Annotated in this window: 14 protein-coding genes and 2 pseudogenes; 6 read left to right on the top strand and 10 right to left on the bottom strand. The window is 67.1% G+C overall.

The window, feature by feature from the left end; genetic code table 11:
- Positions 1-5: 5 nt before the first annotated feature.
- The 6 genes and pseudogenes from C795_RS16340 to efp form a co-directional block, all read right to left on the bottom strand.
- Positions 6-491: a PH-like domain-containing protein gene (locus C795_RS16340; RefSeq protein ID WP_017794135.1), complete on the bottom strand. Its 486-nt coding sequence runs from the start codon at positions 489-491 to the stop codon at positions 6-8.
- On the bottom strand, positions 488-1,888 hold the full coding sequence (locus C795_RS0112705) for a dihydroorotase (protein ID WP_017794134.1): 1,401 nt from the start codon (positions 1,886-1,888) through the stop codon (positions 488-490). The genes C795_RS16340 and C795_RS0112705 overlap by 4 nt, the downstream gene beginning before the upstream one ends.
- A complete protein-coding gene (locus C795_RS0112700; RefSeq protein ID WP_026139659.1) occupies positions 1,885-2,841 on the bottom strand; it encodes an aspartate carbamoyltransferase catalytic subunit in 957 nt (318 codons plus the stop codon). Before C795_RS0112700 ends, C795_RS0112705 begins: the two co-directional genes overlap by 4 nt.
- Positions 2,838-3,407: pseudogene (pyrR, locus tag C795_RS0112695) on the bottom strand (bifunctional pyr operon transcriptional regulator/uracil phosphoribosyltransferase PyrR); the annotation flags it as partial. The pseudogene pyrR and the gene C795_RS0112700, both read right to left, overlap by 4 nt.
- A 218-nt stretch (positions 3,408-3,625) precedes the next feature.
- Positions 3,626-4,039, bottom strand: a complete 414-nt coding sequence (nusB, locus tag C795_RS0112690) for a transcription antitermination factor NusB (protein WP_017794131.1) — start codon at positions 4,037-4,039, stop codon at positions 3,626-3,628.
- A 5-nt stretch (positions 4,040-4,044) separates the two neighbouring features.
- Entirely contained in the window at positions 4,045-4,608 is a 564-nt protein-coding gene (gene efp / locus C795_RS0112685) for an elongation factor P (RefSeq protein ID WP_017794130.1), read from the bottom strand.
- A 143-nt stretch (positions 4,609-4,751) separates the two neighbouring features.
- On the opposite strand from efp, the gene C795_RS0112680 reads away from it, so the two are divergent.
- Positions 4,752-5,333: a thioesterase family protein gene (locus tag C795_RS0112680; RefSeq protein ID WP_017794129.1), complete on the top strand. Its 582-nt coding sequence runs from the start codon at positions 4,752-4,754 to the stop codon at positions 5,331-5,333.
- Positions 5,334-5,404: 71 nt separating this feature from the next.
- Here the strand turns inward: C795_RS0112680 and C795_RS0112675 are convergent, their stop codons facing one another.
- Both C795_RS0112675 and C795_RS0112670 read right to left on the bottom strand, forming a co-directional pair.
- Positions 5,405-6,232: a hypothetical protein gene (locus C795_RS0112675; RefSeq protein WP_017794128.1), complete on the bottom strand. Its 828-nt coding sequence runs from the start codon at positions 6,230-6,232 to the stop codon at positions 5,405-5,407.
- 97 nt (positions 6,233-6,329) lie between these two features.
- Positions 6,330-8,198 (bottom strand): vWA domain-containing protein, encoded by a 1,869-nt coding sequence (locus C795_RS0112670; protein ID WP_157487139.1) that lies wholly within the window; start codon positions 8,196-8,198, stop codon positions 6,330-6,332.
- 62 nt (positions 8,199-8,260) lie between these two features.
- Here C795_RS0112670 and C795_RS0112665 point away from each other — a divergent pair, with 62 nt between their 5' ends.
- From C795_RS0112665 to C795_RS16335, 5 genes and pseudogenes are all read left to right on the top strand, one after another.
- On the top strand, positions 8,261-9,733 hold the full coding sequence (locus tag C795_RS0112665; RefSeq protein ID WP_033349786.1) for an AAA family ATPase: 1,473 nt from the start codon (positions 8,261-8,263) through the stop codon (positions 9,731-9,733).
- A 150-nt stretch (positions 9,734-9,883) separates the two neighbouring features.
- Positions 9,884-10,222, top strand: coding sequence for a PadR family transcriptional regulator (locus tag C795_RS0112660; RefSeq protein ID WP_026139658.1), 339 nt, complete (start codon positions 9,884-9,886; stop codon positions 10,220-10,222).
- A 4-nt stretch (positions 10,223-10,226) separates the two neighbouring features.
- Positions 10,227-10,490: a hypothetical protein gene (locus C795_RS0112655; protein ID WP_017794124.1), complete on the top strand. Its 264-nt coding sequence runs from the start codon at positions 10,227-10,229 to the stop codon at positions 10,488-10,490.
- On the top strand, positions 10,487-11,287 hold the full coding sequence (locus C795_RS0112650) for an ABC transporter ATP-binding protein (protein WP_017794123.1): 801 nt from the start codon (positions 10,487-10,489) through the stop codon (positions 11,285-11,287). The genes C795_RS0112655 and C795_RS0112650 overlap by 4 nt, the downstream gene beginning before the upstream one ends.
- Positions 11,284-12,052, top strand: a pseudogene (locus C795_RS16335) (ABC transporter permease). Before C795_RS0112650 ends, C795_RS16335 begins: the two are co-directional and overlap by 4 nt.
- A gap of 9 nt (positions 12,053-12,061) precedes the next feature.
- Here the strand turns inward: C795_RS16335 and C795_RS0112640 are convergent.
- Together C795_RS0112640 and aroB are read right to left on the bottom strand one after the other, a co-directional pair.
- Entirely contained in the window at positions 12,062-12,553 is a 492-nt protein-coding gene (locus C795_RS0112640) for a DUF523 domain-containing protein (protein ID WP_017794122.1), read from the bottom strand.
- Positions 12,554-12,562: 9 nt separating this feature from the next.
- Positions 12,563-13,645 (bottom strand): 3-dehydroquinate synthase, encoded by a 1,083-nt coding sequence (gene aroB, locus C795_RS0112635; protein ID WP_017794121.1) that lies wholly within the window; start codon positions 13,643-13,645, stop codon positions 12,563-12,565.
- Between the last annotated feature and the right edge of the window lie 20 nt (positions 13,646-13,665).

The raw sequence follows: 13,665 nt of genomic DNA, 5'->3' as shown, positions 1-13,665 counted from the left end.
GTGGATTAAGTGGTGAGCTGGGCCACTGCGGCCTCGAACTCAGCCTGCTGGCTGGGCGCCGCGAAGCGGAAGCCCGATTCAAACGCTTGGCCCTCGGTGCTCTGCCATTCGAGCACCGCGAGTCCGCCCGACTCGACTGCCTTGCCGACCCGACCGCTCGCGCGCGACGTGCCCAGCAGGGCTGCAGCGGGGATCGTCACGGGCGTCTCGCCCGTCACTGCGATCTCCACGCCATCGGTACGCACCGACAGTGCGGCGAGTCCCTTGTAGCGCAGCCCCGGGATCGCAACGCGCTCGAGCGGGCGGCCCAGCGGCGTGGTCGAAACGTACTGCACGCCCGTGAACTCGGCGAGTGCTGCACCCGCGAGGACCTGCGCCGCGAGCACGATGCCCGAGTCGCGCCTCGCGCGGCCGCGCCAACCCAGCCACATGAGGGCGAGGATCGCGACCGCAATCCCCACCATCAGGATGGCAAAACCGGTGCGGCTCACGCCTGCACCGCCCCCGCGGCCCGAGCGGCCTCGGCCACGGTCTCGGGAGCGACGAGCACTCCGCCGTCGCAGGTGAGGTAGCCGCGGCGCACCGTGTAGGCCACGCGTCCGGGCAGCTCCATGCCGAGGAAGGGCGAGTTCACGCTGAGACCCTCAAGGCGAGCCACGTCGAACTCGCTCGAGCCCGCGGGATCGAACAGCACGATGTCTGCGGGCTGACCCACCTCGAGCGTCTCGGGATGACCCTCGAGTCGACCGATCTCGGCGGGGCGCTGCGACAGCAGCTGCTCAACCTCGGCGAAGCTTGAGTGCCCCTCGCGCACCAGGGTGAGCAGCGCGATCGGCAGCGCCGATTCCAGGCCGACCATGCCGAACGCGGCGGCGGCCCACTCGCATTCCTTGGCCTCGGTGGGGTGCGGCGCGTGGTCGGTCGCGACGATGTCGATGACCCCCTCGGCGACGGCGCGACGCAGCGCGTGCACGTCCTCCTCACGACGCAGCGGGGGGTTGACCTTGTAGCGGGGGTCGTAGCTGCGTGCGAGATCCTCGGTGAGGATCAGGTGGTGCGGTGTCACCTCTGCCGTGACGTTGATGCCGCGAGCCTTCGCCCAGCGCACGACCTCGACCGAACCGGCGGTCGAGAGGTGGCAGATGTGCAGCCGCGAGCCGGTGTGCTCAGCGAGCAGCACGTCGCGCGCGATGATGGACTCCTCGGCGACGGCGGGCCAGCCCTTGAGGCCGAGCTCGCTCGACAGTGCGCCCTCATTCATCTGTGCGTCCTCGGTGAGGCGCGGATCCTGCGCGTGCTGTGCGACGACGCCGTCAAACGTCTTGACGTACTCGAGTGCGCGGCGCATCAGCAGCGCGTCGTGCACGCACTTACCGTCGTCGGAGAAGACGCGCACCGCGGCGCGCGACTGCGCCATGGCGCCGATCTCGGAAAGCTTGGAGCCTGCGAGGTCCTCGGTCACGGCGCCGATGGGGCGCACGGTGGCGTAGCCGGCCGCGTCGCCCAGTGCCTGGACCTGCTCAACGACACCCGCTGTGTCCTGCACGGGGAGCGTGTTGGCCATCGCGAAGACGGTCGTGAAGCCGCCAGCGGCGGCGGCACGCGATCCGGTGAGCACGGTCTCGGACTGCTCGAACCCGGGCTCGCGCAGGTGGGTGTGCAGGTCGACGAGACCGGTCATCGCGACGAGGCCCGCGCCATCGATCTCGCGTTCGCCGCGTGCCTCGAGGCCCGTGCCGCGCTCGGCGATGATGCCGTCGACGATGCGCAGGTCAACCGGGGCCCCGGTCAGGGCCACATCGGCGCCCGCGGTGCGCTCGGTGAGCTCTGCGGCGACGCGTACGCCGCGAATCAGCAGGTCGGGGTTGGTGGGTGCTGCAGCGTTCATGCGGCGGATCCTCGCTCTCCAGATAGAAGTAGGTATAGGGCAGCCATGCGCACCGAGACACCGTTCGCGACCTGCTCAAGCACGGTCGAGCGCGGGGAATCGGCGGCGGCGGAAGAAATTTCGAGGCCGCGGTTCATCGGCCCGGGGTGCATCACGATCGCGGTGTCCGTCAGGCGCGCGAGGCGGGCGTTGTCGAGGCCCCAATTGCGGGCGTACTCGCGTTCGTTCGGGAAGAAGGCGGCATGCATCCGCTCCGTCTGGATGCGCAGCATCATGACGACATCGGGCTGCTCGATGCGCAGGGCTTCGTCAAGCGAGTGGTAGATCTCGACGGGCCAACCGCGCGCGCCGAACGGCAGTAGCGTTTCGGGTGCCACGAAGCTGACGCGGGCGCCCAGCGTGCCAAGCAACCACAGGTTCGAGCGGGCCACGCGCGAATGGGCGATGTCGCCCACGATCACGACGGAAACCCCGTCGAGACCGCGCCCGCGGCTCGCCTCGCCGTGAATCCGGCGGCGCATGGTGAACGCGTCGAGCAGCGCCTGCGTGGGATGCTCGTGAGTACCGTCACCGGCGTTCAGCACGCCGGCATCGATCCACTCGCTGCTCGCGAGGCGCGCGGGCGCTCCCGAGGCGGGGTGCCGGATCACAACGCCATCAGCGCCGATCGCTTGGAGGGTCTGTGCGGTGTCCTTCAGGCTTTCGCCCTTCGATACCGAGGAGCCCTTGGCGCTGAAGTTAATGACGTCGGCGCTGAGGCGTTTCGCTGCGGCCTCGAACGAGATGCGGGTGCGGGTCGAGTCCTCGAAGAAGAGGTTGACGACTGACTTGCCGCGCAGCGTGGGGAGCTTCTTGACCTCACGCTGTTGGGTCGCGGACATGTCCTCGGCGGTGTCGAGAATCAGAATCGCATCGTCACGGCTGAGCGTGCGGGTGTCGAGCAAGTGCCTCACGCGGTGGCCCCCAGGGTGTGCGCTTCGTCCTCGGAAGAGATGGTGACTTCATCGACGCCGTCGTGCTCGGTCAGGCGTACCGAGATTCGCTCGTGCTTTGCGCTCGGCAGGTTCTTGCCGATGTAGTCGGCGCGGATGGGAAGCTCGCGATGGCCGCGGTCGATCAGCGCCGCGAGGCGCACAGCGCGTGGGCGGCCGTGATCGCGCAGGGCGTCGAGGGCGGCGCGCACGGTGCGTCCTGAGTACAGCACGTCGTCAACCAGCACAACGGTAGCGTCGTCGATGCCGGCCACCGGCATATCGGTGGGCTGCGGCGTCAGCGTGGGCTTGCTCGCGAGATCATCACGGTACATCGTGACGTCGAGGCTGCACGCGGGAATATCGGTGCCCGAGATGCGAGAGATGATGGCCGCAATGCGCTGAGCCAGGAGACTACCTCGCGTGGGAATCCCCACCAACACGAGGCCGTCAACACCCTTGTTGGCCTCAATGATTTCGTGCGAGATTCGAGTCAGCGCCCGCGAGATGTCAGCGCTTTCCAGCACAGTTCGCGTACCCATATTCGAGCCCCCCTTCTCCGCCTCACGGGACGGTCCTTAAAGAAAAGCTGTAACCAGATAAGTATAGCGCATGACACGGGCAATATGCGCCGAGACACCCCTCTGCTCCCCCGAATCCGTTTCTCAGGCACGCACTGCAAGGCGTGAGACACAAAAGGGTCCGCACTCAATGAGTGCGGACCCTTTATGCATGCCGTCGTGATCCTCGCAGATCCCGGCGCTACCTACTTGGCGTGGTCGGCGATCTTGCCGAGTACACCGTTGACAAAGCGGCTGGAGTCCTCCGTGGAATACTCCTTCGCCAGCTCGATCGCCTCGTCGATCGCGACCGCCGCGGGAACCTCGTCGTTAAAGAGAAGCTCCCACGACGCGATGCGCAGCAGCGCGCGGTCGATGTGCGGCATTCGATCGATCGTCCAGCCCTGCGAGTAGCTCACAATCAGCTCGTCGATCTCGTCAAGATGATCGGTGACACCATCCACGATCTCCCGTGCATACAGCCACGAAGCTGCACGGTCGGGCTCACTAGAGGCCCGCTGGGCCTCCGAGGCAACGATGATTGCGACGGGCTCATCGCGCACATCCGCCTGAAACAGCATGTCAAGGGCGCGCTTGCGCGCCTTGGTACGTGCCGACACCGGGGTTAGTCGTTCACGCGGCCGAGGTACTCACCCGTGCGGGTGTCGACCTTGACCTTGGTGCCGGTGTTCAGGAAGAGGGGCACCTGAATCTCTGCGCCGGTCTCAACCGTCGCGGGCTTGGTGCCGCCGGTGGAGCGGTCACCCTGAAGGCCGGGCTCGGTGTAGGTCACCTCGAGCACAACTGAAGCGGGCATTTCGACGTAAAGGGGCTCGCCGTCGTGCAGCGCGATCTGCACCTTCTGGTTCTCGAGCATGAACTTCGAGGCGTCGCCGACCACGGTGGGCGACACGGAGATCTGGTCGTAGTCCGTCTGATCCATGAAGACGAAGTCAGCGCCGTCCTGGTAGAGGTACTGGAAATCGCGGCGGTCAACATTGGCCGTCTCGATCTTTGCACCGGCGTTGTACGTCTTGTCGATGATCTTGCCCGAGACGACGTTCTTCTGCTTGGTGCGCACGAAAGCGCCGCCCTTGCCGGGCTTTACGTGCTGAAACTCAACCACGCTCCAGAGCTGGCCGGCCTCCTTGATAACGGTGCCGTTCTTAATGTCGTTCGACGATGCCATGCGGTAATTCTCCGGATTCTATAAGGTACATGCGCGAAATGAGCGCCGATCAAGTATACGCCCCACGCGGGAGAATTCCCTGGAAAGCGCACGCGCCGAGTGAACGCGACTTCGAATCGGCGGGGCGGAGTAGGCTCCACGCCATGCACATGATCTTTCGCACGCTCTGGCATCTCCGGTTCGTGGCGTCGAAGGGGGCCCCGCTGGGGTTCGCCGACGTTGGCGTGTCACAGTTTCGGGTCTGGCCCACGGACACTGACATGTTGGGGCACATGAACAACGGGAAGTACCTGTCGATCATGGATGTGGCGCGCTTCGATCTCATCAAGCGCAACGGCACCTGGGACCTGTTTACGCGCGAGCGGTGGTACCCGGTCGTCGTCGCCCAAACCATCACCTATCGCCGGTCGCTCAACCCGTGGAAGAAGTTTGCGATCGAGTCTCGCATTCTCGGATTTGACGACCAAGCCGTCTATCTCGAACAGCGCTTCACTCGCCCCGCTGGCGCCCGGTCAGCGCACCCCGGAAGCCCCGAGATCTACGCCCGCGCCATCGTGCGGGCCCGCATCCTCCGCCGCGAGGGTGGCGTCGTGAAGATTGACGAACTGATCGAAAAGACGGGAGCCGTTCCGGAGGAGCTGCAGCTCCCCGAAGACATTCAGGCGTGGGGCCAGGCGAGCCGGCTGCCTTCGACCCGCGATGACGCCACCAGCGTATGGAAATAAATTCACGACGATAGCCCGATTACAGACTGAATCATTACATACTGTAATGGGTTCCGACTTTGGCTCGGTGACTAGCCCACAAGCTCAATCGGGGCGCGTGCACCAAGGTGCGGGCCCTGATTGCCAATCTCACGGCAGCTCACCCGCACCGCAAGGTCGGCAGCGTCATAGACGTGACGAGCGGCCAGCTTGCCCCCCGATAGGCCTCCCGCGATCCAGGTAAAGCTGGCCTGGTCGAGCGGTTCCTCTCCGCTTGTGATGCGCATGAGCTGGAGCATTAGCATCTCGGGCATCGTGACGTGCGGACCGTGCTCATAGTTCAAACCCAACAGCGCCGGGGCCGGACCGGCAGGCACCAGTCGCAGGCTCCACCGCACTCCCGCAGCGGATCCGGTGACCGCTGGTTCAGCGCGCTGGCTTTCGAGCACACCGAACTCGCGCACGGCCTCGGACGCAACGATGAGTGGCTCCCGGGCATCGAGGCGATGCGGTTGCCTGGCCGCGGCGAGCTCAAACAGCCGCTGCCACCCCGCAAGCCCGAGTCCATGGGGCGCCGGCACCACGGCCAGGCCGGGATTGTAACGCTCGGCAAATAGGTCCAGGTCCACGATGGAAGCAAAACTCTCGGGGGCGGGAAGCGCAAAGCCGCTGTCTCGCAGCACCCCGCGCACGGCCTCAAACGACGCCAGCACGGCACCGCGTGCCGCTTCGTCAGCGACGTCGTGCCAGGCCAGCGCCGCGTGCCGCTGCTGGAACACGCCGACAGCATCGCCCAGACTGGCCTCGAACCCCGCGGTGCCATCCACCGCGCCCGAGTGTTCAAGGGCGCGATCGAGCTGTTGTGCGAGATCGGGAAACAGGTTGCGTAGAAGTTCCGTCGTGTGCTGCTGATCACTCATGTCGCGCGCCTTCCATGCTGCGTCACCGCTGCGCCGCAAATTCGTCGCACGCATTCACCGTATCTCACGAAGGAGGCCGCTCGCGATCGTGAACCGCCTAGGGCAGATGGCGCGCTATCAGCGTGCTGATGACCTCAGCGAGCAGTTCCGGGTCGTCCACTCGGGAGCCGTGGGGGGCGTAGCGTTCACTCAAATCGTCGCTCCCCAGGCCGATGCCAAAGACGGTGACACCCGTGGCCCGGAGCCTGCGCAAGGCGTGTTCAGCAGCGACCGCATCGTTCGTTCCGCCGTCACTCAACACAAACGCGATCCGGCGCCGCTGCAGCGCCTCGGAACCACCCCTCAGCTGCTCCGTGGCCGCCGTGAGGGCGGCCGAGTCGTTGGTCGAGCCCTGTGGCGTCAGAATCGCAGCGAGCAGGTCGGCGCGCACGTCATCGCTCATGCCCGATGACAGCGGCTTCACCACCTGTGCCCGCGCATCAAACACGATCAGCGCGGTGCGTAGCTGGAGTTCGAGGTCGAGGCCGCTCGCTGCCTCGGCCGCGGCAATATCGCGTGCGGCGGCGGCCAATCCCTCAAGCATCACGATCGCGGCGTCCGCCGCCGCGCGCGCGGGGCGCCCCTGCATCGAGGCCGAGCGGTCGATCAACAGCACGTAGTCGGTGTTTCCGCTGCGCTGCGTGCGACGCGTGCGATGTTCTCGCTGCAGAAAGACGCGGGGGCGGCTGACCCCGGCACGCACTTGGGCAAGCCCGTCAGCGAGGGCCCGTGTGTCGAGCGATTCCCCTTCGACCTCCGGGCGCCTCCCGAACGAGGCCACGCGGGCCACGCGCTCGGCCGTCACCTCGTGCCACACGTCGCGCATGTGCTCAATGCTCGAGGCGAGCGATGCCACGCGCGCCATGTAGTCGCTGGCCCGAGTGGCCAAACTGCCGCCTGCCCCCGCGCGCACGTCACTGGAGTCCCCCGAGCTCGCCTCGGCGTCGCTCGGGGCGAATGCCGCGTTGAGCGCGCCCTCTGCGGGCAGCGGGGTGTCAAGAAATGACGTCACCTCGCCCGCCTGCTCCGCCTGGAACAGGTCGGCGCCCTCGGCCGCCTCGGCGCCTCCGCCGGGCCTCGCATGGGCCGGGGGTTCAGCAGCAGCGGCCCCTTGCTCCCCCGCGTCCTCTGCGTCGGGTGACCCCTCGCCACCCGCCTCCGCGTCGTCCGCGGCAGCGCCTGAATCGTCGCTCACTGCCCCGCCCTCGTGGGGCGGGGCAGCGGCCGCATCGGCACCCAATCCGCGGGCCGCGGCCGCGATCAGTCGCTCGTATCCGGGCGCGAGCAGGGCAATCGCTCGCTCGAAGCGCTCGAGCGCGGATCGATCCGGATCCGGCCGCAGCACCCATCGCACCCCTTGGCCCGCGGCACCGCCAAAGTCGGTGGCCCCGAGCCACTCGTACTGCACGTCCTCGTCAACGCCAGTGAATCCCTGTTCGGTAAGGGCGCCGAACCCCGTGGCGAGCACGAGAGCGAGCCACTGGTCGCCGTGTGGCTGCGGGCTGAGGTCGCGTGGGAGGCCGCGGTGCAGGGCCGCCGCGAGCGCCGCCCGCATGCCGGGAAACGCTGCGATGACCTCGGCAGCCGCCTGCGCGCGGGCGATCGCAGCCACCAGTGGTGAGAGTTCGGGTCGAGCCACGGCGAGCAGCCGGGCGCGGGCGGCGCGCTCGGGGGCGAGGCGCGGTCCGCGCACGCCCTCCCACAGCTGCAGCAGTGCGAGGGCGGCGGATTCGGACGGGCTGTGCCCGCGGCGCGCGTACCAACCGAGCCCCGCGCGCAGGCCCCGTTCATCGAGCAGCCAATCGTCATCGTTCGTGACCGTTACGGGGATGCCCACGAGCGCCGCGACCGCGCGCAGCGCCTCGCGCGCGGCGGACTCTCCCGGCCCCACTGCTACGCCGGCGCTGGGCATCGCTTCGCCACTCATGCATCCCACACTATCGGCCAGTTTGAGCGGGTGGGGCCTGCACCGGTGATAGCGTGGCGAGCATGCTGAGCTTTGATTCACACCCGGTTCTCGCTGAGTTGCGTCACGTCACTGACGAGGCCCGCACGGTGCGAATTGCGCTGGCTCAAGCCCTCGCAATGGAGTCGGCAGCGGCGGGCGCCGACACCGTGGTGGAGCACCAGGCGGACCTCTCCGCACTTGAAACTCGCCGAGACGAGCTACTGAGCGACGAGTCCACCGTTGACATCGTGACCCGCGCCCTGACCGAGCGCGCCGCCGCGCTGCGGCTGGCCGTCACGTTGCGACGGGCTGAGCTCCGCGCGCGCGAGTTGGGTGAACAAGCGGATGGGATCACCGCACGCGCGGTGCGCGGGAGTCGACAGCTCACCGCGCGCGAACGCGCACGCGCCTCGGAGCTGCGCGAGGCCGCGGAGCGAGCGAGCCAGGCACTGGTCCTCCAGGTCGGATCGCCCGCGAGTGCTGACCACCCGATCGGCTCGTCGACCAAGCGAGACGCTGTGCTCGCGGCGGTGGGTTCCCTGCGGCTGCGCGAGGCGCGCATTCAGTTGCGCGAGGGACTGCTCCGCACGGCTCAGATGCGCGGCATCATTGCGGAGGCGACCCCCGCAGTGTTGCGTGGTGAACCCGTGCTGCTGTTGGGCGAGACGGGTGGCGCGAAGACCGCGCTGGCCGAGTATCTCGCGCACTCCGCCACGGGCGAGGAGCCCGAGCTCGTCTCGGGATACGGCGACATCACGAGCGCCCAGCTCATCGGCTCCCACGAGCTGCGTGCCGAGGGCGGCGCGACCGTCACCCAGTTCGCCCCCGGCCCCCTGTTGCGGGCGATGATCGACGGCCGGCCCGTGATCCTTGATGAGGTGAACGCAATGCCCGCCGAGTTCTTGAAGCGCCTCAACCGGATCCTGCAGCTGCGCCCCGGCGACACGTTGCACGTCCAGGAGAACTCGGGGCTGCCGGTCACGATCGCGCACGGGTTCGCGATTCTCGCGACCGCCAACGAACAGACCCCGCACCGCTACCGCGGGCTCGACCGCCTGAGTGCCGAGCTCGTCAACCGCTTTGGCGCGGGCAGCTACCGGGTGCACTACCCCGACGCGGGTCGCCGCTACGACGAGTTTCCGCGCGAGAATGCCCTGCTCGCCGCCGCCTCCGTCGTCGACGCGCGGGGTGAACTGCCCCCCACCATTACGGCGGACGAGCTGACGCGCGCCGCACGCGCTGCGTTCGTGAGCCAACAGGTCTTCGCGGGCGCGCACGGCGAGGGCTTTGGTGACTACGTTTCAACCGAGCGCGACATCGACGGCCGGCCGGGGCTCGAAGAGACCGTACTCGCGCCCCGCACCCTCGTCGCGATTCTGCACAAGGTCGCCGCGAGCGCCGGCTCCATCACCCTCGACCACGCGCTGTCGCGCTTCGTCGAGGGTGTAATGCACGCCGAGGACCGCCGGGTGCTCGCGCTCATCATTTCGGGCCAGGGGTTCCGGATCAGCTAGGCCCCGCTGCCGTGCTGGCCGGGCGCCCCGCTTGTGGGGCGCCCGGATTTGGTGCGCAATTTTAGGGAGCAAAGCACTCTTGCGCGGGTTGGTACTAAGCGTTACTATGTAGTGGTATTCAACAACGCTAAGTAGCACGGGAGGCCTGGCATGAGTAAGCAAATGACCGAGATGCTCAAGGGCACCCTTGAAGGAATCGTGCTGGCAATTCTACGCTCGGGCCCCGCCCACGGCTACGACATCACCGCACGGTTGCGCGAGCAGGGCTTCACCGACATCGCCGAGGGCACGGTCTACGCGCTCTTGATCCGGATCGAAAAGAGAAGGCTCGTCGACGTCAAGAAGGTGCCGTCAGAGCTGGGCCCTCCCCGCAAGGTGTACAGCCTCAACCACCTCGGCCGCGCTCAGCTCGCGGAATTCTGGGACACCTGGCACGCCCTCTCGGGCCGCATCGAAGCACTCTACGACGAAGTACACGAAGGGAAATAACACCATGGCTACCAATTGGATCGAGAAGGTCACGGGCTCTCTCGAACAGAAGAAGCAGTACCGGCACTACCAGGCGCGCAAGGCGGCCCTGCCGGGCCCCTCAGTCGAAGCCATTACCGCGATCGAGCGATACCTCAACTATTTCGTCGAGACCTTCCTCGAGAACTACGCGGAGGCCCGCTGGATCAGCAAAGAACGTGCCCGCCTCACGGCCGCCATTGAGCGAGCCGAAGCGAATGAACGGCATGAAAGTGAGCCACCCCAATGAACGCGCAGGTGACGGCGGGCCCCGCACTCAGGCTCGTCGGTCTACAAAAATCATTCGGCAAGGTCGCAGTGCTTCGCGGTGTGGACTTCGACGTGCAGCGCGGGGAGATTTTCGCGCTGCTCGGTGCAAACGGCGCGGGGAAGACCACGATCGTGCGTATTCTGTCGACCCTCACCTCCCCCGACGCGGGCACCGCGGAGGTGCTGGGGCACGATGTGACCGACTCCCCCGCCCGCGTGCGCGCCCTGATCAGCTTGACCGGCCAGTTCGCGGCCGTCGACGACGCCCTGACGGCGCGCGAGAACCTCGTGCTCATGGCACGGCTGCGCCACCTCGCGCAACCGCGAGACGTGGCCGACCGGCTGCTCGAAGACTTCACCCTTACCGAGGCCGCCCACCGCAAGGTCGCTACCTATTCGGGAGGCATGCGGCGCCGTCTCGACATCGCCCTCGGCCTCGTTGGTGACCCACCAGTGATCTTCCTTGACGAGCCCACTACGGGCCTCGACCCCGAGGCCCGGCGCTCCGTGTGGGCTACGATCAAGGCGCTGTCGGCCCGCGGCACGACCGTCCTCCTCACGACGCAGTACCTCGACGAGGCGGAACACCTGGCCGATCGCATTGCGATCCTGCACACCGGCCGCATCATCACCTCTGGCACCTTGCCCGAGCTGAAGCGGTTGCTGCCCCCGGCCCAGAAGCGGTACGTCGAGCAGCAGCCCTCCCTCGAGGACATCTACCTGGCGGTCACGAAGAGCCCTCACACCGACACGTCTCACGAGGAGGACGCATCATGACGAACCACATTCTGGGTGACACCGCGACGCTCACGGGCCGCTCACTCAAACACGTGTTCCGTAGCCCCGACACCATCATCACGACCGCGATTACGCCGGTCGCGATGCTACTGCTGTTCGTCTACGTGCTGGGAGGTGCGATTAACACCGGCAGCTACCAGGGCTCCTACGTCAGCTACCTGCTACCCGGCATCCTGCTCATCACCATCGCCTCGGGCATCTCGTACACGGCGTTTCGACTCTTCACCGACCTGCAGTCGGGTATTCTCGAGCGATTCCAGTCAATGCCCGTGGCCCGCTCCGCTGTGCTGTGGGCGCACGTGCTCACATCGCTCGTCGCCAACGCGATCGCGCTCACGGTGGTCGTGGGAGTCGCGTTGATCATGGGATTCCGGTCGAGCGCTTTCCCTGCTTGAGTGGCTTGCCGTCGCGGGCATCCTCGGGCTCTTCACCATCGCGCTCACGTGGCTCGCGGTGATCCCCGGCCTCACCGCGAAGACCATCGACGGCGCCAGCGCATTCGCCTACCCGCTGATTTTTCTCCCGTTCATCAGCTCGGCGTTCGTGCCCACGGATACGATGCCGGGGCCCGTGCGCTGGTTCGCCGAAAACCAGCCGGTCACGCCCATCGTCAACAGCGTGCGGGGGCTCCTGACCTCCGGCACGGTGGACGATGAAATCTGGGTCGCGCTCGCCTGGTGCGCGGGCATCCTCGTAGCGGCGTTTGCGGTCGCGACGCTGCTGTACCGGCGCCGCGGGCGGTAGGGTCGGCGGCTAGACCCCTGATGCGCCCCGGATCGTCTCGATCTCGAGGCCCTGAGCCCGGAGCAGCGCGGCGAGTACGCCATCACCCTGGATGAGCTGCCCCGTGTGCGTGCCGTCGTAGACCTGCGCGGCCCCGCAGGAAGGGCTCCGCGCCTGCAACGTCGCGCTCGTGATCCCGCGCTCGGCGACGATCTCGGCCACCTTGCGGGCGCCCGCCACAAACTCCGACGTGAAATCCTCACCGTCCAAGCCAAGCACGCGGGCCCGGCCAGCGAGCACATCGTGCCCGTCACCGCCCACGATTTCGGCAGCGGGGCGGGGCGTCGGTAACCCGCCGAGCTGTTCGGCGCAGGCGGGCCCCGCCCGCCCCTCACGCACCGCACGCACGATCTCGGCATCGGGCTTAGCCCGGCCGTCGTAGCGACACGGCAGCCCCGCGAGGCAGGAACTCACGAGAGTCAGTTCTGTCGCCGCTGGGCTGCCGTGTGTTGCGTCAGTCATGAGCTGATGCTAGTTCGCGATCTCCTGGTAGGCGAACTGCAGCATCGACTCGTCGACGCCCGCAAGCACGCGGGGCTTGCCGATCTCGTCGAGCACGATGAAGCGCAGCATGCCTGCCCGAGCTTTCTTGTCTCGCTGCATCGCTGCGAGCAGGCTCTGCCAGCGACCTCCGGGGTAGTTGAGCGGCAGCGTCAGCAGTGTCAGCACGCGGCGGTGACGGTCCACAGCCTCGTCTGAGAGCGCACCGGCTAGGCGACCCAACTCAGCCGCGTACATCATGCCGATGGAGATCGCGACGCCGTGGCGCCACTGGTAGCGCTCGGCGTGCTCGATCGCGTGGCCCAGGGTGTGGCCGTAATTCAGGATCTCGCGCAGGCCGCCCTCCTTGAAGTCCTCGGAGACCACGCGCACCTTGACCCCGATGGCCAGCTCGATGAGGCGCTTGAACTCGGGGGTCGACGGGTCAGTAGCGACGGCGACGTTGGCCTCGATCAGATCGAGGATCTCGGGCTCGGCGATGAAACCGCACTTTGCGACCTCGGCGAAGCCCGCGAGCAGCTCGTTGCGCGGCAGCGTCGCGAGCAGGTCAAGATCGCAGATCACCGCAGCGGGTGCGTAGAAGGCACCTACGAGGTTCTTGCCCTCGGCGGTGTTGAGGCCGGTCTTGCCGCCCACCGCCGCGTCGACCATCCCGAGCACACTCGTCGGAATGTTGATGAGGCGCACGCCGCGCAGCCAAGTGGCCGCCACAAAGCCAGCGAGGTCGGTCACCGCACCGCCACCAAGGCCGATGACGGCGTCGGTGCGGGTGAAGTCGGCCTGGCCCATGATCTGCCAGCAGAATGCGGCGACCTCGATGCGCTTCGCCGACTCGGCGTCGGGCACCTCGGCAAGCAGCACCTGGTCATAGCGGGCGCCGAGCGCATCGCGCAGCTCTGACGCCACGCGACCCACGGTGGGCGTGTGCACAATAAGGATCTTCGAAACGCGATCGCCGAGTGCCTCGGGCACACGTTCGAGCACACCGCGGCCCACCGTGACGGTGTAACTCGTCTCGCCGGTGACCTGAATCTCGGTGATGTCCTGGTTCATAGGGGAACCCCGTTCTGTGC

Origin of the sequence: Leucobacter salsicius M1-8, from assembly GCF_000350525.1 — a bacterium.
Taxonomy (GTDB): Bacteria; Actinomycetota; Actinomycetes; order Actinomycetales; family Microbacteriaceae; genus Leucobacter; species Leucobacter salsicius.
This window is presented reverse-complemented; position numbering and strand designations above follow the sequence as displayed.